This window comes from Variovorax sp. 10L421 (assembly GCF_056395365.1).
Map to the genome: position 1 here is coordinate 18,997 of NZ_JBFTJJ010000033.1, position 23,890 is coordinate 42,886.

At 70.0% G+C, this 23,890-nt stretch carries 21 protein-coding genes; 10 read left to right on the forward strand and 11 right to left on the reverse strand.

The window, feature by feature from the left end; translation table 11 throughout:
* Positions 1–27: 27 nt before the first annotated feature.
* Positions 28–1,062 (forward strand): serine/threonine protein kinase, encoded by a 1,035-nt coding sequence (locus AC1DFC_RS27230; protein WP_007838336.1) that lies wholly within the window; start codon positions 28–30, stop codon positions 1,060–1,062.
* Here the strand turns inward: AC1DFC_RS27230 and AC1DFC_RS27235 are convergent.
* Positions 1,059–2,039, reverse strand: a complete 981-nt coding sequence (locus AC1DFC_RS27235) for a LysR family transcriptional regulator (RefSeq protein ID WP_478180374.1) — start codon at positions 2,037–2,039, stop codon at positions 1,059–1,061. The two genes, AC1DFC_RS27230 and AC1DFC_RS27235, sit on opposite strands and share 4 nt — an antisense overlap.
* Before the next feature lie 92 nt (positions 2,040–2,131).
* Here AC1DFC_RS27235 and AC1DFC_RS27240 point away from each other — a divergent pair, with 92 nt between their 5' ends.
* The 3 genes from AC1DFC_RS27240 (at position 2,132) to AC1DFC_RS27250 (ending at position 6,280) form a co-directional block, all read left to right on the forward strand.
* A complete protein-coding gene (locus AC1DFC_RS27240) occupies positions 2,132–3,826 on the forward strand; it encodes an acyl-CoA dehydrogenase family protein (protein ID WP_478180375.1) in 1,695 nt (564 codons plus the stop codon).
* A gap of 36 nt (positions 3,827–3,862) precedes the next feature.
* On the forward strand, positions 3,863–4,840 hold the full coding sequence (locus AC1DFC_RS27245; RefSeq protein WP_413315233.1) for a Bug family tripartite tricarboxylate transporter substrate binding protein: 978 nt from the start codon (positions 3,863–3,865) through the stop codon (positions 4,838–4,840).
* A 300-nt stretch (positions 4,841–5,140) separates the two neighbouring features.
* The gene (locus AC1DFC_RS27250; protein WP_007838038.1) at positions 5,141–6,280 is read left to right on the forward strand and encodes a CaiB/BaiF CoA transferase family protein; all 1,140 of its coding nucleotides are present in this window, start codon (positions 5,141–5,143) and stop codon (positions 6,278–6,280) included.
* On the opposite strand, the gene AC1DFC_RS27255 is transcribed toward AC1DFC_RS27250, so the two are convergent.
* Positions 6,266–7,606, reverse strand: coding sequence for a UDP-glucose dehydrogenase family protein (locus tag AC1DFC_RS27255; protein ID WP_478180376.1), 1,341 nt, complete (start codon positions 7,604–7,606; stop codon positions 6,266–6,268). The two genes, AC1DFC_RS27250 and AC1DFC_RS27255, sit on opposite strands and share 15 nt — an antisense overlap.
* Before the next feature lie 97 nt (positions 7,607–7,703).
* Here AC1DFC_RS27255 and AC1DFC_RS27260 point away from each other — a divergent pair, with 97 nt between their 5' ends.
* From AC1DFC_RS27260 to AC1DFC_RS27275, 4 genes are read left to right on the forward strand one after another with little or no spacing between them, the layout of a single operon-like run.
* Positions 7,704–8,729, forward strand: a complete 1,026-nt coding sequence (locus AC1DFC_RS27260; protein ID WP_478180377.1) for a glycosyltransferase family 2 protein — start codon at positions 7,704–7,706, stop codon at positions 8,727–8,729.
* Between the two features lie 34 nt (positions 8,730–8,763).
* Positions 8,764–9,774 (forward strand): hypothetical protein, encoded by a 1,011-nt coding sequence (locus tag AC1DFC_RS27265; RefSeq protein WP_007838044.1) that lies wholly within the window; start codon positions 8,764–8,766, stop codon positions 9,772–9,774.
* Positions 9,764–10,531: a hypothetical protein gene (locus AC1DFC_RS27270; RefSeq protein WP_007838046.1), complete on the forward strand. Its 768-nt coding sequence runs from the start codon at positions 9,764–9,766 to the stop codon at positions 10,529–10,531. Before AC1DFC_RS27265 ends, AC1DFC_RS27270 begins: the two co-directional genes overlap by 11 nt.
* Positions 10,532–10,534: 3 nt before the next feature.
* A complete protein-coding gene (locus AC1DFC_RS27275) occupies positions 10,535–11,656 on the forward strand; it encodes a glycosyltransferase family protein (RefSeq protein ID WP_478180378.1) in 1,122 nt (373 codons plus the stop codon).
* On the opposite strand, the gene AC1DFC_RS27280 is transcribed toward AC1DFC_RS27275, so the two are convergent.
* The 6 genes from AC1DFC_RS27280 to AC1DFC_RS27305 form a co-directional block, all read right to left on the reverse strand.
* Positions 11,646–13,304 (reverse strand): hypothetical protein, encoded by a 1,659-nt coding sequence (locus tag AC1DFC_RS27280; protein ID WP_413331693.1) that lies wholly within the window; start codon positions 13,302–13,304, stop codon positions 11,646–11,648. The genes AC1DFC_RS27275 and AC1DFC_RS27280 overlap by 11 nt on opposite strands.
* 150 nt (positions 13,305–13,454) lie before the next feature.
* Complete coding sequence (locus AC1DFC_RS27285) at positions 13,455–14,438, reverse strand: Bug family tripartite tricarboxylate transporter substrate binding protein (protein WP_413331696.1); 984 nt, start codon at positions 14,436–14,438, stop codon at positions 13,455–13,457.
* Between the two features lie 77 nt (positions 14,439–14,515).
* On the reverse strand, positions 14,516–15,073 hold the full coding sequence (locus tag AC1DFC_RS27290; protein ID WP_478180379.1) for a hypothetical protein: 558 nt from the start codon (positions 15,071–15,073) through the stop codon (positions 14,516–14,518).
* Positions 15,070–17,106, reverse strand: coding sequence for a molecular chaperone HtpG (gene htpG, locus AC1DFC_RS27295; RefSeq protein WP_413315242.1), 2,037 nt, complete (start codon positions 17,104–17,106; stop codon positions 15,070–15,072). Before htpG ends, AC1DFC_RS27290 begins: the two co-directional genes overlap by 4 nt.
* Positions 17,107–17,223: 117 nt before the next feature.
* Positions 17,224–18,258, reverse strand: coding sequence for an ABC transporter substrate-binding protein (locus tag AC1DFC_RS27300; RefSeq protein ID WP_413331699.1), 1,035 nt, complete (start codon positions 18,256–18,258; stop codon positions 17,224–17,226).
* Positions 18,259–18,310: 52 nt separating this feature from the next.
* Positions 18,311–19,225 carry a LysR family transcriptional regulator gene (locus AC1DFC_RS27305; protein ID WP_007838060.1) on the reverse strand — a complete coding sequence of 305 codons (915 nt, stop codon included), beginning with the start codon at positions 19,223–19,225 and terminating at the stop codon, positions 18,311–18,313.
* Positions 19,226–19,324: 99 nt separating this feature from the next.
* Here AC1DFC_RS27305 and AC1DFC_RS27310 point away from each other — a divergent pair, with 99 nt between their 5' ends.
* Both AC1DFC_RS27310 and aqpZ read left to right on the forward strand, forming a co-directional pair.
* Positions 19,325–20,338 (forward strand): zinc-dependent alcohol dehydrogenase family protein, encoded by a 1,014-nt coding sequence (locus AC1DFC_RS27310; RefSeq protein WP_478180380.1) that lies wholly within the window; start codon positions 19,325–19,327, stop codon positions 20,336–20,338.
* 184 nt (positions 20,339–20,522) lie between these two features.
* Positions 20,523–21,230: an aquaporin Z gene (gene aqpZ, locus AC1DFC_RS27315; RefSeq protein WP_042674266.1), complete on the forward strand. Its 708-nt coding sequence runs from the start codon at positions 20,523–20,525 to the stop codon at positions 21,228–21,230.
* A gap of 32 nt (positions 21,231–21,262) precedes the next feature.
* On the opposite strand, the gene AC1DFC_RS27320 is transcribed toward aqpZ, so the two are convergent.
* The 3 genes from AC1DFC_RS27320 to AC1DFC_RS27330 form a co-directional block, all read right to left on the reverse strand.
* Positions 21,263–21,601, reverse strand: coding sequence for a hypothetical protein (locus tag AC1DFC_RS27320; protein WP_478180381.1), 339 nt, complete (start codon positions 21,599–21,601; stop codon positions 21,263–21,265).
* 142 nt (positions 21,602–21,743) lie between these two features.
* Positions 21,744–23,123, reverse strand: a complete 1,380-nt coding sequence (locus tag AC1DFC_RS27325) for a sensor histidine kinase (RefSeq protein WP_007838069.1) — start codon at positions 23,121–23,123, stop codon at positions 21,744–21,746.
* Positions 23,124–23,151: 28 nt separating this feature from the next.
* Complete coding sequence (locus AC1DFC_RS27330; protein ID WP_007838070.1) at positions 23,152–23,808, reverse strand: response regulator; 657 nt, start codon at positions 23,806–23,808, stop codon at positions 23,152–23,154.
* Positions 23,809–23,890 lie beyond the last annotated feature (82 nt).

Genomic DNA, 23,890 nt, shown 5'->3' on the forward strand with positions numbered 1-23,890 from the left:
CGGGGCCCGTGTGGCGACAATCGCTGCATGACCCCTTCTCCCGCAGCGCCCGCCAACACCCATCCCTACGAGAGCCTCACGCCCGACGTGGTGCTCGACGCGCTCGCGACCCTCGGCCTGCACGGCGACGGCCGGCTCACCGGCCTGAACTCCTATGAGAACCGGGTCTACCAGGTCTACCTGGAGGATCGCTCGGCGGTGGTGGTCAAGTTCTACCGCCCCGGCCGCTGGAGCGAGGCCGAGATCCTCGAGGAGCACGGCTTCTCGCTCGAACTGGCCGCGGCGGAAGTGCCCGCGGTGGCGCCGCTGGCATTCGACGGCCGCACCCTGCACAACCACGCCGGCTTCGGGTTCAGCGTGAGCCCCTACCGCGGCGGCCGCGCGCCCGAGCTCGACGACTTCGAAGTACTCGAATGGGTCGGCCGCTTCCTCGCGCGCATCCACACCGTGGGCAGCGCCAAGCCTTTCGAGGCCCGCCCGGCGCTGGACCTGCAGACCTTCGGCCTCGATTCGCGCGACTGGCTGCTCGAGAACGACAAGATCCCGCTCGACGTGCAGCGCGACTGGGAAACGGCCTGCAACGCGGCGCTGGACATGGTCCGCGCAACCGCTCTCGCACTGCAGCCGCCGGCCTCCGATTTCAAGCCCCGCAAGCTGCGCCTGCACGGCGACGTGCACCCCGGCAACATCCTGTGGACGCCCACCGACCGCCCTGGCGGCGGCCCGCACTTCGTCGACCTCGACGACGCGCGCACCGGCTTCGCGGTGCAGGACCTGTGGATGCTGCTGTCGGGCGACCGCGCACAGCGCACCTCGCAGCTGTCGGGCCTGCTCGACGGCTACGAGCAGTTCCGCGAATTCGACCGGCGCGAGCTGGCGCTGATCGAGCCGCTGCGCACGCTGCGGCTCATTCACTACAGCGCGTGGCTGGCACGGCGCTGGGAAGACCCGATCTTTCCGATCAACTTTCCGTGGTTCGGCTCCAGCGACTACTGGAAGGGGCAGATCCTCGTGCTGGAAGACCAGTGCGAGCAGATGGCGGAAGAGCCGCTCTACGCCTAGGAATGCCGGCCCCCCGGCTTTTCAATTCGCTTCGCTGCGTGTAATTCGCCACCCCCCTTGGGGAAGGCCCGACCGCCTTGGGGCGGCCCGGCGGCGGCCGGTTGGACGTCGGCCACGCCCTGCAGCAGCCGCTCGACCAGCACGTTGGCCGGTCCGCTTCGCCAGATGCCATAGGCCTCCGACTGCGCCACCACCCGGTCGAGCGGCCTGAACACCGCGCCGCGCAATGCCGAATGCCGCATCGCCTGCGGCACCAGCGCCACGCCCATGCCCTGCGACACCAGCGAGACCACGGCCAGCCAGTGGCGCACCTCGTGCCGCACCTCGGGCAGGAAGCCCGCGTCAGCGCAGATCGACAGGATGCGCTCGTGGTAGTCGGGCGAGGCCTCGCGCGAGAACAGCACGAAGGGCTGTTCTCGCAGGTCGGCCGGCGCCAGCACGCGCTTGCGGGCCAGCGCATGCCCGGCCGGCAGGCAGGCCACGAAGGGCTCGGACAGCAGCAGCCGGTGCTGCAGTTCGAGGGGCACGCGGCGCGTGTGGGCAAAGCCGAGGTCGAGCCGGGCGTTCAGCAACTCGGCAATCTGCACGCCGGAGTTGAGTTCGCTCAGCGTGATGCGCACCGCCGGGTGCTTCGCCTGAAAGGCACGCAGCGCCTGCGGCAAGCCCCGGTACAGCATCGCGCCGACGAAGCCGATGCGCAGCCGACCCGCCGAGCCCAGCGCCACATCGCGCGCCTCGATGGCGGCCTCTTCCGCCTGCAACAGCACGCGCCGCACCGAGATGCGCAGCGCCTCGCCGGCAGGCGTGAGCCGCACTTCCTTGCTGTTGCGTTCGAACAGCCGCGCGCCCACGTTGTCCTCCAGCTGCCGGATCGCCACCGACAGCGGCGGCTGCGAGATCGACAGGCGCCGCGCCGCGCGCCCGAAGTGCAGCTCTTCGGCGAGCACGGAGAAATAGCGCAGGTGCCGCAGTTCCATGGATAGTCAGATCGAATCGAACAAGACCAAATTGATATTAGACACGGATCGTCGCGGCTTCAACAATGCGGCGAACCAAGGAGACAAAGCGCATGTCCGCAGAGCACGCCCACCCGATTCCCGATCGCCACGGCCAGAACCTGTTCACCACCGATGCCGAGCTGCACGCCCTGCTCGCGCTCTACCTGCCCGACGACCTGCGGCAACATATGCAGCCGCACTTCGAGCGCCTGGGCGGCCTCGCGGGCGGCCTGCTCGACGAGCTGGCCGGCACCGCCGACCGCAACCCGCCCACGCTGAAGCAGCGCACGCGCACCGGTCTCGACGAGCAGAAGGTCGTCAAGCACCCCGCGTACGTGGAGATGGAGCGCCTCGCGCTCGCCGAGTTCGGCCTGGCCGCCATCTCGCACCGCGACGACACGCTGGGCTGGAAGGGCAAGATGCCGCCGCTCGTGAAATACGTGCTGACCTACCTGTTCGTGCAGGCCGAGTTCGGCCTGTGCTGCCCGGTGTCGATGACCGACTCGCTCACGCGCACGCTGAAGAAGTTCGGCAGCCCCGCGCTGGTCGCCAGGTACCTGCCGCGCCTGACCTCGCTCGACTTCGACGAACTCGCGCAGGGCGCGATGTTCATGACCGAGCAGGCCGCCGGCTCCGACATCGCTGCCACCGCCACCATGGCGCACGCCGAAGCCGATGGCAGCTGGCGCCTTACCGGCGACAAGTGGTTCTGCTCCAACCCCGACGCCGACTTCGCGATGGTGCTCGCACGCGCCGACGATGGCGCGGCGGGCATGAAGGGCGTGTCGCTGTTCCTGCTGCCGCGCCGGCTCGACGATGGCAGCCTCAACCACTACCGCATCATCCGTTTGAAGGACAAGCTCGGCACGCGCTCGATGGCCAGCGGCGAGATCCGCCTGGAAGGCGCGGTCGCGTACCTCGTGGGCGAAGCGGGCCGCGGCTTCGTGCAGATGGCCGACATGGTCAACAACTCGCGCCTGTCGAACGGCGTGCGGGCCGCCGGCCTGATGCGCCGCGCGGTGGCCGAGGCCGAGTTCATCGCCTCGGAACGCCGCGCCTTCGGCCGCACGCTCGAGCAGATGCCGCTGATGCAGCGCCAGCTCGACAAGCTGCGTCTGCCGGCCGAGCAGGCACGCACGATGGTGTGCCAGACCGCCCTGGCGCTGGCCCGCTCCGATGCCGGCGAGCCCGACGCCTATGCGCTGCTGCGCATTCTCACGCCGCTCATCAAGTTCCGCGCCTGCCGCGATGCGCGCAAGGTCACGGGCGACGCGATGGAAGTGCGCGGCGGCTGCGGCTACATCGAGGAGTGGAGCGACGCGCGCCTCGTGCGCGACGCCCACCTGGGCTCGATCTGGGAGGGCACGAGCAACATCGTGGCGCTCGACGTGATCCGCGCGGTGAAGCGCGAAGGCTCGCTGCCGGTGCTGCGCTCGCACTGCGAGAAGCTGCTCGACGACGCGGCGCTCGCCCCCGGCTTCGCCAAGGCGCTGCGCGATGCGCTGGAGCGCGCCGCCGCGCTGGCCGAAACCGCCGCGCGCGAAGGCGGCGACGTGCTCGCGCGCCAGGCCGCCTCGGCGCTCTACCACTGCACCAGCGCCATCGCGATGGCCTGGGAGGCTGCGCACGGCGGCTCCGCTGCGCGCCTGCGCTGGGCCCAGCTGGTGCTGCTGCACCGCGTGCTGCCGCGCGACCCGCTCTCGCCCGATGCCATGCCCGCGGACTGGAACGCCGCCGCGGTGCGCCCTGCGAAAGCGCTCGCCTGAGCCTCTTTGTCAATTCACAAGAATCGGAGACATCCCTTGAAACGCCTCACCTTCCTGCTGGCCGCCTGCGCCACTTTCATCACGGCACTGCCGGTCGTTCACGCGGCCGATGCCTTTCCCACCAAGCCGCTGATGCTGGTCGTCCCCTTCCCGCCGGGCGGCCCCACCGACGCGATGGCGCGCACGCTCGCCGCCGGGATGAAGGACCGGCTCGGCCAGCCCATGATCGTGGAGAACCGTGCGGGCGCGGGCGGTAACATCGGCGCCGAGTACGTGGCGCGCGCCGAGGCCGACGGCCACACACTGATGTTCGGCACCTCGGGCCCGCTGGCCATCAACGCGAGCCTGTACCGCAAGATCAACTACGACCCGGTGAAAAGCTTCGCGCCGGTGATCCAGGTCGGCTACCTGCCCAACATCCTGGTGGTGAACCCCGCGCTGCCGGTGAAGAACGTGCCCGAGCTCGTGGCCTACGCCAAGGCCAACCCCGGCAAGCTGAGCTATGCCTCGTCGGGCAACGGCGCGTCGTCGCACCTCGCGGGCGTGCTGTTCAACTCGGTGGCGGGCACCGACCTGCAGCACATTCCGTACAAGGGCACGGGCCCCGCGCTCAACGACCTGCTGGGCAACCAGGTGAGCATGACCTTCACCGACATCCTCACCGCACTGCCCTACGTCAAGGCCGGCAAGCTGCGCGCGCTGGGCGTGGCCACCGTCGCGCGTTCGCAGGCGCTGCCCGACGTGCCGACGATTTCGGAGCAGGGCTACAAGGGCTACGACGTGAGCGTGTTCTTCGGCATCGTCGCACCGGCCGGCACGCCCGCCGACCGCGTGACCAAGCTCAACCATGCCTTCGCCGAGGTGCTCAACTCGCCCAAGGTGAAGCAGATGTTCGCGTCTCAGGGCCTCGAGGTGCCCGCCGATACGTCGCCGCAGAAGCTCGGGCAGTTCATTGGCGCCGAGTCGGCCAAGTGGAAGGACGTGGTGAAGAAGTCTGGGGCGCAGCTGGACTGAGTTCATGGCCTCGTTCGGGACGCGCTCACGCCGACGCGGTGACCTTTTTCGCGAATGTCCCCCGGCCTTCGGCCTCCTCCTTTATTTCGCGAAAAAGGCCCCCGCATCGACGTGATCGTTCAGAGCACCTGTTGATCGGCCGCACACCAGCAGCGTGCCCTGTGCACAGGGCGTCGGGTGCTCCCCGCAGCGAAATAAAGGAGGAGGCCGAAGGCCGGGGGACATTCGCGGAGGGGAGTACCCGGCGGCCTGCGCACGCGCCCCGAACGAACGAACAGAACAAATCCAAGGAACACCGAAATGACGCAACCTCAAGGCGCCCTCGCAGGCATCCGAGTTTTGGACATCTCCCGCATCCTCGGCGGCCCCTACTGCGGCCAGATCCTCGGCGACCATGGCGCCGACGTGCTCAAAGTCGAGCCGCCGCAGGGCGACGACACGCGCACCTGGGGCCCGCCGTTCAAGGAAGGCGTGGCTTCGTATTACCACGGCCTGAACCGCAACAAGCGCGTGCAGCACCTCGACTTCTCGACCGAAGAAGGCCGCGACGCACTGCTCGCTCTGGTGGCCGAGGCCGACGTGCTGATCGAGAACTTCAAGACCGGCACCATGGAGCGCTGGGGCATCGGCTACGAAGAACTGTCGAAACGCTTCCCGCGCCTCGTGTGGTGCCGCGTGTCCGGCTTCGGCGCCGACGGCCCGCTCGGCGCGCTGCCGGGCTACGACGCCGCCGTGCAGGCCATGACCGGCATCATGAGCATCAACGGCGAGGCCGACGGCGGTCCGCTGCGCGTGGGTCTGCCCGTGGTCGACATGGTGACGGGCCTCAACGCGGTGATCGGCGTGCTGCTCGCGCTGCAGGAGCGCAACCGCAGCGGACGCGGCCAGTTCGTGGAGGCGGCGCTGTACGACAGCGGCCTCTCGCTGCTGCATCCGCACGCCGCCAACTGGTTCATGGACGGCACCGAGCCGCGCCGCACCGGCAATGCGCATCCGAACATCTATCCCTACGACGCACTGGCCACCGGCACCGACCCCGTGTTCGTCGCGGTCGGCAACGACCGGCAGTTCGCGAGCCTGTGCCGCTGCATCGGCCTGCCCGACCTGGCGGACGATCCGCTCTACCGCACGGCCGGCGCGCGCTCGGTGCACCGCGACGGACTCAAGCAGCAGCTCGAAGCGGCAATGGCCGTGTTCGACGGCCGCGCGCTCGTCGAGCAGCTGATGGCCGCCGGCGTGCCCGCCGCGCCGGTGCTGCCGGTCGATGCCGCGCTCCAGCACCCGCACACGCTGCACCGCGAGATGGTGGTCGAGATGCCCGGCGGCTACCGCGGCATCGGTGCGCCGGTCAAGCTGAGCCGCACGCCGGCAAGCTACCGGCATGCGCCGCTCACGCCGGGCGAGGCGTTCCTTCCCCTGGGCGATTCAACGCAACAGTGAAGATCGCCCGCGGCCGATGCCGTAGTACGCGATGCCCGCGGCTTCGGCCTCGGCCGCGTCGTAGAGATTCCGGCCGTCGAAGATGGCCGGCGTGCGCAGCTCCTTCGCAATGCGCGCGAAGTCGGGCCGGCGGAACTCCGGCCACTCCGTGACGAGCGCCAGCACGTCGGCGCCGCTCAGCGCCTCCTGCGCCGTGGCGCACCAGTGCACATCGTCGCGCTCGCCGACGAGGCTGCGCGCATTCGGCATCGCCGCCGGGTCGTAGGCCTGCACGCGCGCGCCGGCCGCCCGCAGGCGCTCCAGCAGCACGAGGCTGGGCGCGTCGCGCATGTCGTCGGTGTCGGGCTTGAAGGCCAGGCCCCACACGGCGATGGTCTTGCCGGCGATGCGGCCTTCGAAGTGGTGCACCATCAGATCGAACAACCGGCCCTTCTGCGCGTGGTTCGTCGCCTCGACCGCCGAGAGAATGCGCAGCACGTGGCCGTCGCGTTCGGCCGCATGCGTCAGCGCCCGCACGTCCTTCGCGAGGCACGAGCCGCCATAGCCCACGCCGGCCTGCAGGAAGTCGGATCCGATGCGGCGGTCCGCGCCGATGCCACGCCGCACCATCTCGATGTCGGCACCCGCATGCTCGGCCACGCGCGCCATCTCGTTCATGAAGCTGATGCGGGTGGCGAGCATCGCATTGGCCGCGTACTTGGTCAGTTCGGCCGAGCGGCGGTCCATCACGAGCACCTGCCTGGGGTCGTGCACGAACGGTGCGTAGAGCCGGGTCAGCAGGTCGACGGCCCAGGGGTCTTCGCTGCCGATCACCACGCGGTCGGGCCGCCGGCAGTCGCGCACGGCCGAACCTTCGCGCAGGAACTCCGGGTTCACGGCCACCGCGATGCGAGGCGCAACACCGCGCCGCGAAAGCTCGCCGTTCAGCACGGCCTCGACCTGCGCCGCCGTGCCCACGGGCGCGGTCGACTTGCACACGACCACCGCCTCTCGGTCGCGGTGACGCCCGATGCCGGCCGCCACCGCGATCACGTGCCGCAGGTCGACCCGCCCATCGGCATCGGCCGGCGTGTTCACCACGATGAAGAGCACGTCGCCGTGCAGGCAGGCGTCGCGCTCGCCGGCAGTGAATCGCAGTGTTCCGGCGGCCAGGCCGGCGACGACCAGCGCCTCCAGACCGGGCTCGTGCAGCGGCATCAGGCCGCGCTGCAGGCCCTCGATGCGCGCCGGGTCGGCGTCCGCGCAGAGCACCTCGTGGCCCGCTTCGGCCAGGCAGGCGGCGAAGCCCAGGCCCACGTAGCCGGCGCCGAAGATGCTGACCTTCATGGGCGGGCCCATGGCGCCCGACGCTGGTGGAGGGCGCGGTTGTGAGATAAAAGCAGGATGCAAGCCTTCAAAACAAATGTCCGGACAGGAAAATTCGATGATGCCCGATGAAGTTGCTGCGCGATGCGCTCTGGTGCTGGAGACCAACAACCTGCGCGGCGGACCCGATGCCGAAGCCAGGGCGGGCAGCAGCCTGCAACGCCTGGTCGCCCTGCTGGCGAAGCAGAAGCTGCCGCTCGGCGCGCTCGCTCAGGTGGTCATCACGCACGACGGGCTGAGCCCCGCCACCTGCGAGGCCGTGAGCGCGCTCGCGGGCCGCCCGGTCGACTTCGTGCGCATCGACGCGAGCACCGGCTACTACGACGCCAAGAACGCCGGCTTCGCGGCCACCGATGCGCAGCGCTGCTCGCACGTGGTGTTCGCCGACGCCGACTGCCTGCCCGACGACGACTGGCTGCTGCAGATGCTGCTGCCCTTCACCCGGGCCGATGCCCCCGCCGTGGTGGCCGGCCGCACCAGCTACGCCGCGAACGTGGTGGGCACCGCGCTCACGACCATCGACTTCATGTACTTCCCCAACGCCGGCCATGCCGGCACCACGAGCAACTTCTACGCGAACAACGTGGCCTTCCGCCGCGACGTGTTCGAAGAGCACAGCTACCAGGCGCTCGACGGCGTGTACCGCGCGCACTGCCAGGTGCTGGGCATGCGGCTGAAGACGGCGGGCGTGCCCATCCACTACGCCGCGGCGGCCCACACCGAACATCGCCTGCCCGACACGCGCGCCGAGGCGCTCAAGCTGCGCTGGATGCGCGGACAGGACACGTACTCGCTCACGCCGCACCTGCTGCGCAGCTATGTGTCGCCGCGCTGGCAGTGGCTCGCCAGGAGCGGGCCGATCGGGCCGCTGTGCGTGCTGTTCACGCGGCTGGGTTTCAGCATGAAGGCGCTGAACCACCAAGACCTGCCGCCGCTGCGCGGACTGCGCTGGCTGGCGGGCGTGGCACTCATCCTCGGCTTCTCGGCCGTCGATATGCTGGGCGCGTTCGCGCGCGGCATCGGCTGGCACACCACGGGCCGCACCAACGCCGACGCGCAGGCGCTTTCGTATCACCGGCCCTGATCGCCGCTGTCCAGAAGAACAACAACCAAAGACCATGCACATCCTCTCTTCGCTTTCCGTTCGCCGCGCGACGCTGGGCCTCGCGCTCGCGGGCGCCTTCACCCTTGCCAGCGCCGCCGACTTCACCGGCCGCGGCGTCTTCAATTTCAGGTCCGAAGCCGGCTGCCCCTTCGCCGCGCTCGCGGGCGCCGGCAACGACTGCAACCGCCTCGCCCTCGACGACCCCGACACGCGCGCCGCGCTCGACAGCGCCGCGCACACCATCCGCTTCACCAACACCCGCAGCTACGCCGGCAAGACCATCGTCGGCGACGTGCTGCTGCAGGGCTCGGGCCAGGCGCGCAACGGTCAGCGCGTGCCGCTGACCTTCCATGCGCTGCTGAGCCGCTCGGGCAGCGACTGGTCGGTGAGCAGCCATGCGCACTCGCCCGTCGGCGACGAGTTCAGCGACATCAGGATCGACCCCTATCAGGTGGTCGTGAGCGAGGCGAACAACGCCGAGCGCGTGGTGCTCACGGCCGACCAGGTCGTCGCGGCGCTGGCCAGGCCTTCGCTGACCGCGCGACTGGCCAACGTGCTGGTGCAGGTCGACGACAACCGCACCGATGGCGCAAAGGATGCCGACATCACCATCGGCCTCGGCCTGGGCAAGGCCTCGAAGTCGGTGGCGCGCGCACGCTTTCGCGCACCGGGCGCCAAGGGACGCGAGCTGGCCGAGGCCATGCAGCAGGGCAACTGGACACTGGAGCTGCAAGCCCTGAGCGGCCAGATTCCGCGCCAGGTGGTGCAGCGCGACCTGTTCCTGTACGGGCTCGAATCGCAGTCGCTGCTTCAGCCGCTGCTGCAGCGCGGCTTCCACAAGAACGAGAAGCTGGTGCTCGGCGCTGTCAACGGCAAGGGCTACGTGCGCTACGACGGCCAGCAGCGCGAGTTCGCAGGCGCCGACGCCGCCGCGCGCGCCTTCCTGCAGGACAGCTTCATCGGGCTGGTGCTGGGTTGGCAGCAACAGCAGCAGCCCGCGAAGGCCGGGGCCAATGGCCGCTGACCCGGTCGGCGCCGCGCCCGGCTTCGATTGCCTCGCCCCGCCTTCGTTGCGCGGCTGGCCCGCCCTGCAGGCGCGCCTCGTGCACCACGTCAAGCGCGCCGCGTTGCGCCAGCTGCACGCGAGCAACGCGGGCGAGATGCTGCTGCTGCGCTTCTACCTCGTGGGCGAGGAATCGTCCGAGCAGGCGCTGCAGCGCGAGCTGCGCATCGCCCCGCCCGAGTGGCTGGTGCGCCAGCTCGACCAGCACCTGGCCGACGAGCAATTGCATGCGCGCCTGTTCGCCGAAGCCATCGTCGAGCGCGGCGGCAGTGCGCTGGCCGCCGCATCGCCCGAAGAGGCGCCGCAGCCCGACTGGTTCAGCCGCCGCAAGCTCGCGCGCTGGCAGGCGCTCATTCGCCGCCATGCACCGCACTTCGCGCACGGCGGGCTGGTGCCGGCCTATGCCATCGGCCTCGCGGCCGAGCAGATGGCTTCGCGCATCCTGCAGCGCCATTGCGCGCTGATCGGCTCGCAGCATGCGCTGCACCCGCTGCTGTCGCGCGTGCTGGCCGACGAGGATCGCCACATCCGCCTGTGCAGCCGCACGCTGCAGCGCTGCGTGGCGCCGCACGAGCAGGCGCGGCTCGTGCAGCTGATGCGCGAGGTGCGCGACACCGAGCGCGGCTTCGGCATCACCGGCGCGGCCGGCATGTGGCTCGCCGGCATGGCGCTGCGGCTGCGCCCCGGCGCAGCGCGGCCCGTCCGGCACCACGCCTGAGCGATGCCGCCGCGCATCCTCTACCTCGCGACCGCGGACGCGCGCGGCCACCTGATGCGCGCGCAGCTGCTTGCGCATGCGCTGCGCGCGGCCGGCGCGCAGGTGCAGGTGCTCACCACGTCCGACGAAGGCGCGCGCTTCCTCGCCGGCTTCGGCATCGATGCGCCGGTGCTTTCGCCCCACTATGCGGTGCAGTTCGACGCGCAGCAGAACATGCTGCGCCGCGAGACCGACCGCAACGTGGCGCACTACATGTTCCGGCCCGAGCGCATGCTGCGCGACGTGTGGCGGCTGCGTGTGCATTTCCGCGATGCCGACCTGGTGGTGAACGACTCTTTCCACCCCGCGCTGCTGCTGATGGGCTGGCTGCCGTTCTGGCGGCGCAAGGTGGTGCACGTGTACGGCGCCAGCCTGCGGCGCGCGCTCGAAACCAACTTCAAGGGCCGCATGCCGGACGCCGTCGCGAAGCTGTTCGGCGGCATCGTGGCGTGGCAGATCGACCGCAGCCTCGCGCGCATCGAGCACGACTTCGCGTACGGCGAGCCGCAGCACGACGGGCATGGCCGCCACCGGCTGGCCACACCCGTCGCGGTGGTGGACGCCGTGGACCGGAGCGATGCCGCGGAGCATGCCGCCGCCGTGTACCTCAACCCGCATTTCAGGGACCCGGCATTGGCCGACGGCCTCGAACAGGGCCTCGCCGACGCGGGCCTGCCCGCGCACTTCGTCGGCGAAGGCTACGCCCACCGGCCGCACTGGCATGCGCGCGACGAGCGCTGGATCGAGGCGGCCGCGCACAGCGCCTTCATCGTCTCTGCGCCAGGCATGGCGGCGCTGTCCATCGCGGCGGTCTACCGCAAGCCGATCCTGCTGCTGCTGACCGACCAGCCCGAGCAGGCGATCAACGCGGGCCGCGCGGCACAACTCGGCCTGGCGCACCGCGCGGTGGTGTGGCGCGGCGATGCCCCGAAGTTCGCGCGGGCCGTGGCTGCTGCGGCCAGCGAGCTGCGCGCCACTCCGACGGATGCATCGCATGCCGTCGAGGGTCGCCAGGCGGCCATCGACCGGCTGCAGCATTGGGTCGCGCTGCTGTTGCGCCTGGCGGGCGCGCCGGCTACCCGGTGACCCCGCGCGCCGAATCGACCAGCGCGCGGAATGCACGCGTCATCGCGCGCACCGGGGACATCTCGGACCACCGTGCGGGCCTGGCCTGCGGCGGTGCCGAGATCACGCCCCGGCCCATGCGCAGCGACACCTGCAGCTTCCTGAGCGTGAAGGCCGGCCGCACTGCGCCCCGGCGCGCGCTGCCGCCGGGCCCGGTGCCGGCGACGACGAATTGCAGCACCAGGCACTTGCGCCCCGCTACCGGGTGGATCTCGAACACCAGGCTGCGCCGCCGCGCGCCCGTGACGCGCTGGCCGGGCAGCACCACGCCGTCGAACATGGCGTGAACACCGGTGGCCTTGGCATTGCTGCGGTAATCGATGCGCACCTCGACGCGGTGCGGCTGCGGGTGCGTCAGCGCGGGCAGCGGCACGACGAGGCAGGCCAGTTCTCCCTCGCTGCGCGCGCCCTCGCCATCGAAACCCGACCAGCCGTAGCTCAGCCAGCTCGTCGCGGGGCTGCCGGGGTGGAACAGATAGGGGCGGCCCGGCTGCAGCCCGGCCACTTCCGGCAGGCCGTGGGCCTGGTCGTCGAGGCCCCAGCGCAGCAGGAAGGCGCGATCGATCGCCGCCGCCGGCCAGGCCGGGAAGAGCTTCGGCGCGGCATCGCCGTTGACGCCGCTCATGCCGCAAGCCGCCGCCATGAAGTCCATCGACCCCAGCGCGGCGCCCACCGGCATCCAGTCCGAGCAGGCTGCGGGCAGCAATGCGGCCGCGTTGCGGTCGGCGCAGATCAGCGCGTGGGCGGGCTTGCGGAAGTAGCGCGCCTCGGTCAGCACGCTCGACGACAGGCTGGCGGCGAAGTGCACGTTGGCCGCCGACAGCAGCGCGTAGGTGTTCCCCTGCGTCCACGCCACGTTGGGAATGGCGCGCGCGATGGGCGCCAGATCGTGCAGTGCGGGTTCGTAAGGGTGCGGCTTGATGACCAGCAGGTCCACGCCGTTCGCCAGTTCGCGCAGCGGCGCGATCACGCCGGCCGGATGCATGGTGCGCCCGCCGCTGACCAGTGACAGGTCGACCAGGCTCTGGCCGAAGAACAGCCCCACGCGCAGGCGCGCATCGAACAGCGAAGCCATGCCGTGGCGCGCGAAGCGGCCCTGGAGCGCGCTCGCGTGGTTCCAGAACAGCTCTTCGTCCACGCGGAGCGCCCGCAGCGCTGCCTCGATGGCCGGGTCGTTGGTGCGCGCGCAGAAGTGCAGGTGCTCCGTGAAGCGGCGCGGATCGATCTCGATGTCGAGGTAGCTCGCACCGCTGCCGTCGATGAAGTGCTGCAGCGCGGGCGTGAGGCCCCAGCCGATCACGAGGCAACCGGGTTCGAGCATCGGCAGGCCTTCGCGCCCGGCCAGCGGCAGCAGGTCGGCGATGCAGGCGCGCGCCCAGCCGGCCGGGGTGCAGGGAAGTTCCAGCCTCTTCATGAGGCGCGCGACGTCGATATCGCCGCCGTCGGACAGCGGCGCGATCTCGCGCACCGGCAGGCCCAGCCGGCCCAGCGCGGTGTCGAAAAAGCCCCGCAGGAAGCGCCGGTTGGCCGCGTGGTGCTGAAGCCCGTTGGCAGGAGAGCGGAAGAAGTCGTCCGCAAGAATGACTTGATGGAACCGGCGAGTGGTCATGGGCCTCGGGAGGACCGGCCTGCCCTTTTGCAAGCCGTCTCGCCGACCTTTTTCTGTGCGATGCGCCAATCTAGGCAGCGACTCTTAGCCCGCCGTGAGAAAGGCGCCGCGCCTGCGCAAAGCTGGCGTAAAGGGCAAGCCTTGCAGGCTTCAGTCCAGCGACAGGTTGAGGTCGCGGATCAACGGATGCCAGCGCGCCGACTCTCCCTGCAGCAGCGCCGCGAACTGCGCGGGTGCGTCGCCCACGGGCTCGACGCCGAACTCGGCGAGCTTGCGCTGCACGGAGGGATTGTGGATGGCGCTGGCCACCGATCGCTGCAGCCGCGCCACGATCTCGCCCGGCGTATTGGCCGGCACCACCAGCCCCATGAGCGCGGCGGCCTCCACCCGCGGCATGCCAAGCTCGGCAAAGGTCGGCACGCCGGGCAGTTGCGCGAGGCGCGTGGGATGCGCCACCGCGAGCGCGCGCAGCTTGCCGCTCTGGATGAAGCGGCGTGACGCGGCCAGGTCGCACATCATCACCGGCAGCTGGCCGCCGGCCACGTCGGCCAGCGCAGGCGCGGTACCGCGGTAGGGCACGTGCACCATCTGCAGCCCGGCCTGCCGCTCGAGCAGCTCCATCGCAAGGTGCTGCGGGCTGCCGGTGCCGGCCGAGGCGAAGCTGACCTTGCCGGGAAAGGCCCGCGCATCGTCGATGAAGGCCCGCGCGTCCTTCACGCCGCTGGACGGGCCGACCAGCAGCACCATCGGCAGCCGCCCCAGCAGCGTGACGGGCGCAAAGTCGCGCGAAGGGTTGTAGCTGAGGTTGCGGTACAGCGCCGGGTTGAACACCAGCGTGCCGTTGTCGGCCGACAGCAGCGTGTAGCCGTCGGCCGGCGCGCGCGCGGCCTCGACAGCGCCAAGCGCGGTGTTGCCGCCCGCGCGGTTCTCGATGGTCACCGGCTGGCCCGCGTCGATGGCGAGCTGGGTGCCGATGGTGCGCGCGACGATGTCGGCCCCGGCCCCGGCGGGGTACGGAACGATCCAGCGGATGGGCTTGGCGGGATAGGCCGGCTGCGCCTTCGCCGCGCGGGGCAGCGCCGCCGCCGCAAGGGCGGCCACGGCCAGGAAATGCAGCAGCGGGCGGCGAGTCATGGGCGGGGCGTCTCCGGCTCGATGTTAGGCCGGGTTCGGGCGGCCCTGCTGGTCTCGAGGCCTTGCCGCGCCGCGCCTCAGGGGGCGACGGGATTGCCGGGCGTGCCTGCTTCGCGCAGCGAGCCTGGCGCAGCGACCGGCGTGCGGTAGGTGACGTTCACGGCCGGCGCCTGGGGCTCCGGCGGCGGCCGTGCGATCTTGACGAGAGGCGCCCTGGCCGCTGCGGCGGGCGCAGCGGACGCGATCGGCGGCACAGGCTGGACGGGCTGGGCGGGTGCAGGAGCCGGTGCGGCGGGCACCGCGCCCGGCGCCACGGTGCCCGCCGGCGCCGCCTTGGGGTCGTAGAGCACCGTGCCCTTGCTGACCCCCGCGCCCACCGGCCCCACCCCGACGCCCACGCCGGCCGAGCCCGACACCTGCCCGCCGTTGTTGACGGCCACGCCGGCGCCGAGCGGACCGAAGCCGGTGTTGAGCCCCACCGAGAAATTGCCGTCCTTGGTGGCGCCCAGCCCGAGCGAGAGCCCGGGCACCAGCGGAATGCCGATGTGATAGTGCGAACAGCCGCCCGTCAGAAGCAACAGCAGCGCGGCCGGAACGACCGCCGCTGCGCGAAGGACGCGCGGCCGGGTGTTCACACCAGCAGCGCGTTGACGCGCCTCACGTACGCGGCAGGATCGGCCGGCAGCCCGCCTTCGGCGAGCAGCGCCTGGTCGAACAGGATGTTCGCGAGGTCGTCGAAGTGCGAGGAGCCTTCGAGCTTCTTCACCAGCGGATGCTCGGCGTTCACTTCGAGCACCGGCTTCAACTCGGGCGCGGGCTGGCCGGCCTGCTTGAGCATGCGCGCGAGCTGCGTGCTCATGCCGCCGTCCTGCACCACGAGGCAGGCGGGCGAGTCGACCAGGCGCGTGGTCACGCGAACGTCCTCGGCCTTGTCCTTGAGGGCTTCCTTGAGCTTCTCGAGCATGGGCTTGAACGACTCGGCGGCTTCCTCGGCGGCCTTCTTCTCGGACTCGTCCTGCAGCTTGCCGAGGTCGACCGCGCCCTTGGCCACGCTCTGCAGCGGCGTGCCGTCGAATTCGTTGAGGTAGTTCAGCGCCCACTCATCGACGCGATCGGTCATGAGCAGCACCTCGATGCCCTTCTTCTTGAAGACCTCGAGCTGCGGGCTGTTCTTCGCGGCGGCGAGCGTGTCGGCCGTGATGTAGTAGATCGCGTCCTGGCCTTCCTTCATGCGCGCCTTGTAGTCGGCGAAGCTCACGCTCACCGCATCGGTGGTGGTGGAGGCATAGCGCAGCAGCTTGGCGATGCGGTCGCGGTTGCCGAAGTCTTCGCCCAGGCCTTCCTTGAGCACGGCGCCGAACTCGGCGTAGAACTTGGCGTACTTGCCCGATTCGTCGGCGGCCGCAACGGCGGCTTCAGCGGCGGTCGGCGCGTTCTTGTCGACCACGTCGGTCACTGCCTCGGTCGGCTCGGGTGCGGGCACCGATTCGCCCGAGCCCACGTCGATCTTGCCCTCGCTGCTCTCGGGCGCGGTCTTCTGCTTCTTCGCCAGGTCTTCCAGCATGCCGAGCACGCGCTTGGTGCTGCCTTCGCGGATCGCCTTCACGTCGCGGCTTTCCTGCAGCAGTTCGCGGCTCACGTTGAGCGGCAGGTCGGCCGAGTCGATCACGCCCTTCACGAAGCGCAGGTAGCTGGGCATCAGCGCCTCGGCGTCGTCCATGATGAAGACGCGCTTCACGTAGAGCTTCACGCCCGCGCTCTTCTCGCGGTTCCAGAGGTCGAACGGGGCCTTGGCCGGAATGTAGAGCAGCTGCGTGTACTCGGTGCTGCCTTCCACGCGGTTGTGGCTCCAGGCGAGCGGTGCCTCGTAGTCGTGGCTGATGCTCTTGTAGAACTCCTCGTACTGCTCGGTGGTGATGTCCTTCTTGGGGCGGCTCCACAGGGCGTTGGCCTTGTTGACGGTTTCCCACTCGCCGGTCTTCACCATGTCGCCGGGCTGGTCGTTCTCGCCCTCTTTCCACTCTTCCTTTTCCATCAGGATGGGCAGGGAGATGTGGTCGGAGTACTTGCCGACGATCTGCTTGATCTTCCAGGCGTTGAGGTATTCGTCGGCGTCGTCGCGCAGATGCAGCGTGATGCTGGTGCCGCGCGCGGCGCGCGTGATGTCGGCCACCTCGAAGTCGCCGGCGCCGCCGCTGGCCCAGCGCACGCCCTGGTCGGCCGGCAGGCCCGCGCGGCGCGATTCGACCGTGATCTTGTCGGCCACGATGAAGCCCGAGTAGAAGCCCACGCCGAACTGGCCGATCAACTGCGCGTCGGCCTTCTGGTCGCCGCTCAGGCGGCTCATGAAGTCCTTGGTGCCGCTCTTGGCGATGGTGCCGAGGTTGTCGATGGCCTCCTGGCGCGACAGGCCGATGCCCTTGTCGGTGATCGTGAGCGTGCGCGCGGCCTTGTCGAACGACAGGCGCACGTCGAGCTCGGGCTGGTCTTCGTACAGCTCGGGATGGTCGAGCGCCTCGAAGCGCAGCTTGTCGCATGCGTCCGACGCGTTCGAGATCAGCTCGCGCAGGAAGATTTCCTTGTTCGAGTAGAGCGCATGCGTGACGAGGTGCAGCAGTTGCGCGACTTCGGCCTGGAACGGGAGTTTGGTGTTGGAGGAGTCAGCCATGGGGGAAAAAGATATCGAACAAAAAATTCTAAGTCCAGCCGCCAGGATCGGGCCGGGCTCGCCAAATTCGTGATCTGGGGCCTGTGTCCGGGAAAACAACAGGCTCCTGCGAACGGCCTACCGCGGCTGCGACTCGACTTCGCGCGTCCAGCGGTCGATCAGCCGCTTGCGCTCGGCCGCCTTTCCGTATTTCTCGAAGTCGTACTTGATGAGCTTCACGTCGGCCATCGAGGGGATGCGGGGGTCCGGCTTGAAGGTCTTGTTGGCCGGCGACTGCAGGCTGCCGACGGTTCCACCGATGGCCTGGCCCGCCGGGCTCATGAGCCAGTCGTAGTAGCGCTTTGCGTTCTCCTTGTTGCGCGCGCCCTTCACGAGCGCGATGCCGCCGACCTCGTAGCCCGTGCCTTCGCAGGGCGCGGCGGTCTTCACGGGAAATTTGTCGTAGCGCCAGCGCTCGAAGCCGAAGATGAAGCTCACGCCGATGGCCACTTCCCCCTTGGCCACGTTGGGCGCCTGCGCCTGCCCGCTGCGGGTATAGCTGGTGATGTTGCGATGCAGCTTCTTCAGGTACTCGAAGGCCGCGTCCTCGCCCATCTGCTGCACCAGGCCCGCAATGATGGTGTAGGCCGTGCCGCTGGAGGCCGGGTGCGAGATCTCGATCTCACCCTTGTACTCGGGCCTGACCAGATCGGCCCAGCACTTCGGCTCGCGCAGCTTCTTTTTCTTCAGCAGGTCGGTGTTGAAGCCGAAGCCGATGGCGCTCGTGTAGAAGCCGCCCACCATGTTCTGCGACAGCGCGTACTGCCGCACCGCCCAGTCGTGCAGGTCGTTGATGTAGGCCGGGCGATAGGGTTCGAGCAGGCCCTGCTCGGCCGCCTGCAGGAACGGGTCGCCGGTGCCGCCCCACCAGATGTCGGTCTTGGGGTTGGCGGCTTCCGCGCGCAGTTGCGCGCCGATCTCGCCGGTGCCCTTGTGCGCCTGCTGCACCTTGATCCCGGTCTCGCGCGTGAAGGCGGTGGCGGCCGCCTCGCACCAGCCGGCGTCGGTGCTGCACAGCGCGTTGACGGTGCCCTGCGCCGCGGCGTTCGGTGCGCCCAGGAGGCCCGTTGCCGCAACGCATGCGGCAGCGGCAATGTGTCGGATGGGGTGCATGCGCGGGTCTCCTCGTGGTTCTTCGAAGGCGCAGGATAGCGCCCGCGGGCGTTCAGCGCGCGGCCAGCAGCGGCGGCAGGTGCTCGGCCAGCCAGTCGGTCACCACGCGCGTCTTCAGCGGCAGGTAGCGGCTGCGCGAGCGGATCACGTGCAGCGCGAAGCCGAAGGGCTGCGGCTCGTCGAACACGCGCACCAGCGTGCCGGCCGCGAGCGCATCGGCCGCGAGCCAGGCCGGCAGTCGTGCGAGGCCCATGCCGCCGACGGCGGCCTCGAGCAGCACTTCGGCGCTGTCGCAGCGCAGCCGCGACGGCGGCGTCAGGTCGACGAGCCGACCCCCGGCATCGTGGAAGCGCCAGGACGAGACCAGCCCGTCGCGCGCATAGAGCACGGCCTCGTGCGGTTCCTTCATCAGGTCGCCGATGTTCGCGGGGCGCCCGCGCTCGGCCAGGTAGGCCGGCGCGGCGCACAGTGCCATCCACTGCGTGCCCACCGGCCGCGCGACCAGCTCCGCGCTGTCGGCCAGTTCGCCGCTGCGGATCGCGAGGTCGAGCCCCTCTTCCACGAGGTCCACGCGCCGGTCGTTGAACGCGAGTTCGAGCGACAGCTGCGGATGTTGCCGCGCCAGTGCCAGCAGCAACGGGCCGACCTTGAGCCGGCCGAGCATCGCCGGCATGCTGATCCGCACGACGCCGGTCGCGGTGCTGCGCGCCACATCGGTCAGCGCTTGCGCCGCATCGAGTTCGTCCAGCACGCGCCGGCAGCGCTCGTAGTAGCCGTGGCCTTCCTCGGTGAGGCTCTGGCTGCGCGTGGTGCGCAGAAACAGCCGCGTGTTCAGCCGCGCCTCGAGGCGCGCGATGCTCTTGGCGACCGCCGAGCGGGTGACATGCAGGCGCTGCGCCGCCAGCGCGAAGCTGCCGGCCTCGACCGCTGCGACGAACTCTTCGATGCCTTGGAGACGCTGTCCCATTGGATACTTTCAAGCACCAGTGAAGAGAAAATTATCCACCACCGGATACCTCACATCCTCAATAGCATGACGGCTCCCTGTCATTCGTGGAGCCTTTCAATGCAAGAACCCGACACCCTGCGCCGCTGGCAACTGCCCCGGCTGGGCCGCACCCACCTCGCACAAGCCGAAGCGCCGATGCCCACGCCGGGCCCGGGCCAGATCCTGGTGAAGGTCGGTGCGGTTGCACTCAACTACCGCGACCTGCTGATGATTCGCGACGGCATGGGCATGTCGCTCGACCTTCCCTTCACGCCCGGCTCGGACATGGCCGGCACCGTGGTGGCCGCCGGCCCCGGCGTGACCCGCTTCGCCGTGGGCGACCGCGTGGTCAACACCTTCTGGGGCGGCTGGATCGACAGCCACTGGCACGCCGACACCACGCTGTTGGGCGGCCCCGGCCCGGGCATGCTGGCGTCGCATGTGCTGATCGACGCGGCCTGGGCCGTGGCCGCACCCACCACGCTGAGCCTGTCCGAAGCGAGCACGCTGCCGTGCGCGGGCCTCACAGCGTGGTTCGCACTGGCCGAGACCGGTGGGCTGCGCGCCGGCGAGACCGTGTTGATCCACGGCACCGGCGGTGTCGCGCTGTTCGGACTGCAACTCGCGCGGCTGCATGGCGCGCAAGCCATCGTGGTCACGGGCAGCGAGGACAAGCGCGCACAGGCGCTCGCACTCGGTGCCACGCACGTGCTGGCGCGCGACGATGGCGAGTGGCCCGCCGAAGTGCGCCGGCTCACCCGCGGGCGCGGCGCGGATCACGTGCTCGAACTCGCGAGCGGCCCCAACCTCGACCGCTCGCTGCAGGCCGTGAAGCAGGGCGGGCGCGTGTCGATCATCGGCATGCTCGGCGGCGAGACGCTGGGCGCTTCCTTCTACGCAATGGTGCTGGGCCGCGTGACGGTGCAGGGCATCGGCGTGGGCCACCGGCGCGCGCTGGAGGACCTGGTGCGCGCCGTCGACGCGAATGCACTCAAGCCGGTGATCGCTGCGCGGTACGGATTCGACGCTCTGCCCGCTGCGCTCGATCACCTCGAACGCGGAGCGTTCGGAAAGGTCGTCGTAACGCTCTGAACGCCTTGAAGACAAGGCCTTTCGAAAACGCAACGCGATCGCGCAATTGCACAAAAACCGAGCCATCCGTGAATAGGTCGCACTAGTGCAAAAGACGTGCTCGACGCCCCCTCCGGCCGTTCCTAGAATCCGCCCGCGCCTGGGCTCGTGCCCTGCGCGTTTTCGCAACTTAAGAATGGAATTTATGGAACACAGTACCTACAAAAAATGGTCCGCGGAGTTCATTGGTACTTTCTGGCTCACGCTTGGAGGCTGCGGAAGCGCAGTTCTGGCCGCGGCCTTCCCGGGTGTCGGCATCGGCCTGCTCGGAGTCTCTCTTGCCTTCGGCCTCACGGTGGTGACAGGGGCCTATGCACTGGGCCCGATCTCGGGGGGGCACTTCAACCCGGCGGTGTCGATCGGCCTCGCGGCTGCGGGCCGCTTCAAGGCCTCGCAGCTCGCGGGCTACATCGTGGCGCAGGTGCTCGGCGCCATCGCGGCGGCCGGCGTGCTCTATCTCATCGCCACGGGCAAGCCGGGCGCGGACATCGGCGGCTTCGCCACCAACGGTTTTGGCGAACACTCGCCAGGCAAGTACGGCATGACGGCCGCGCTGCTGTGCGAAGTGGTGATGACGGCCGTGTTCCTGATCGTGATCCTCGGGTCCACCGCCCGGCGCGCGGCCGGCGGCTTCGCGGGCCTGGCCATCGGCCTGTGCCTCACACTGATCCACCTGATCTCGATCCCGGTGACCAACACCTCGGTCAATCCGGCACGCAGCACCGGGCCGGCCCTGTTCGGTCCGTCCTATGCCGTGTCGGAACTGTGGCTGTTCTGGGCGGCACCCATCGCGGGCGCCATCATCGGCGCAGTGATCTACCGCGCACTGCTCAGCAGCGGCAACGACGACTGATCGTCGTCAGTGGCGGCGGTGCAGCTTCTACTTCAGCTGCCGCTGCCCGACTTCACCATCGGCAGCGAGGTCGACTGCCCGATCGGCTCGGTGCCGGTCGCATGCGACGCCGCATAGGCGCCGGCCTGGACGTCGGCCACCGGCAGCGTCGAGTTCATGGCGGGTGCGCTGGTCGACTGGCCGACGGCTTCGGTGCCGCCCGGGCGGGCCGCGGCCATCGCGCCGGACTGGACTTCGGGATTCTCTGGCGAATTCATCTGCAGCGGATGGAAGTCCGAGCCATCGGTGGTCTCGGCCGATGCGGTCACGGCGCCCATCGCGGCCAGCGCAGCGAAGGAACCGACGGCGAGTAGCTTGAAAGAAATGCGCATGACTTGCTCTCCTGAGGACAGGTTGTCTCCGGTCACCCGGCACGCGCGAACTGCGCGTGGCAGGACCTGAACGCACTCTAGGCAGCCAGACTGAGGCGAAGGTGAGCGATGTGTTAGCGGCGCGTGAGCGGTGCGCTGCCCGCTACGCCGCCGCCGAGGGCAGATGCACGCGCGCCATCAGCCCCGGCCCATCGGCGCGATTGCACAGCTCGATGCGCAGGCCGTGCCGCTCGGCCGCCGTGCGCGCGATCGCGAGCCCCAGCCCGCTGCCGCCTGCCACGGCGCCCGGCACGCGGAAGAAACGGTCGAACACGCGGCCGATCGCGGCCGGCGGAATGCCCGGGCCGTTGTCCAGCACGTCGACCACCGCGTGGCCTTCGGCCTCGTGCAGCTTCACGTCGACCACGCCGCCTTCGGGCGCATAGCGCAGCGCGTTGTCGATGAGGTTGTCGAACACGCTGCGCAGCTCGGCCGCGGGCGCGAACACCACCGCGGCGATGCTGCCCTCGAAGCCGATGTCCACGCGCCGCGCATCGGCCAGCACCATCAGCTGGCTCACGCTTTCGCGCAGCAGCACCTCGACGTCGACACGCTCGCGCGCATCGCCGCCCTGCGGCGCGTCCTGCCGCGAGAGGTGCAGCAGCTGCTCGATCAGGTGCTGCGCGCGCGTGACGCCGGCTTCGAGCTGGTTGAAGCGCTCGGTGGCCTCGCCGGCCGGCACGTGCGCGCGCAGGTTCTCGATCTGCAGGCCGATGGCGGCCATCGGCGTGCGCAGCTCGTGGGCCGCGTCCTGCACGAAGCGCCGCTGCGTGGCGAAGGCGCTGCGCACGCGCGACAGCAGGTTGTTGAAGGCGCCCACCAGCGGCGCGATCTCGTCGGGCACGCGCGCCAGCGAGAGCTCGGTGGGACTGCGTTCGTCCTGCGAGGCCACGTCGCGCGCCACCGCGCGCAGCGAGCGCGAGGCGGCCGACACGATGATCCACAGGATCAGCAGCGCCAGCGGCAGCAGCAGCGTGATCGGCAGGCCTTCGAGCAGCGCGCGGCGCAGGGCGCGGCGGCGGCGGTAGTCCTCGTTCTGCAGCACCTGCACGCGCGGCTGGTCGGCACGCGTGCCGGGCGGCGCGGTGAACACGCGCCAGGCGGAACCCGCGTGCGTACCGGTGTTCACGTCGCCGAAGCCGGGCTGGGCCTGCAAGGGCACCGCGAGCACGGGCCATGAGGTGGCGCGCAGCGTGTGGCCGTCGGCGCTCCAGATCTGCACGATGAAAGCGCCGCGCGAGAAGGCCGCCTCGCCGTTCATCGGGCGCGGCAGCTTCGCCGGATCGCTGCCCGCGTACGACTCGGCCACGAGGCGCATCTGTTCGTCCAGCGCGTTGTGCACGAGGTTGCCGTAGGCCACGAACGAGAACCACGCCGTGAGCATCGCCGCACCCAGGTGCAGCGTGACGAGCCACAGCAGCAGCTGCGTGCGCAGCGAACGCGGCCGCCACCAGCGGCCGGTGCCGCGCGAAGCTCCGTTCATTGGCAGGGCAGCCTGGGGGCGAGCATCATCATGCCGCGACGCGCCAGCCGAGCCCGCGTACGTTGCGGATCGATTCGGCGCCGAGCTTGCGGCGCATGCCGTGGATGAGCACGTCGATCGCGTTGCTCGTGACTTCCTCGCCCCAGCCGTAGATGCGGTTCTCGAGCTGCTCGCGCGAAAGGATGGCGCCGGGCCGCTCCAGCAGCGCGTGCAGCAGGGCGAACTCGCGCGCGGTGAGTGCCTCGCGCGCACCGTTGGCCACCACTTCGCGCGTGGTGAGGTCGAGCTGCAATGCACCGCTGCCGACCAGCGAATGCGCCGCGCCGTCGCGGCGCCGCACCACGGCGCGCATGCGCGCGAGCAGCTCGCGGAACTCGAAGGGCTTGAGCAGGTAGTCGTCGGCGCCGAGGTCGAGGCTGTGGATGCGGTCATCGAGGCCGTCGCGCGCCGTGAGCACCAGCACCGGGGTGGCGTCGCCGCGTTCGCGCGCGCGGCGCAGCACTTCGGTGCCGTCGTGCTTCGGCAGCCCGAGGTCGAGCAGCACGCAGGTGTAGCCGCCGTCGCCGAGCGCGCTCTGCGCCAGTTCGCCGTCGCGCACCCAGTCCGCGGACCAGCCCGCGCCCTCGAGCGCCTGCTTCAGGCTGCGCCCGATCATTTCATCGTCTTCCACCAACAGCACGCGCATCGCGGCAACTCCTTCGGCCGCAAGGTAGCACGCGACCGGGATGATCGGAAGAGCCTGCGCCGCGGCGCAGCGTAGTGGCGCA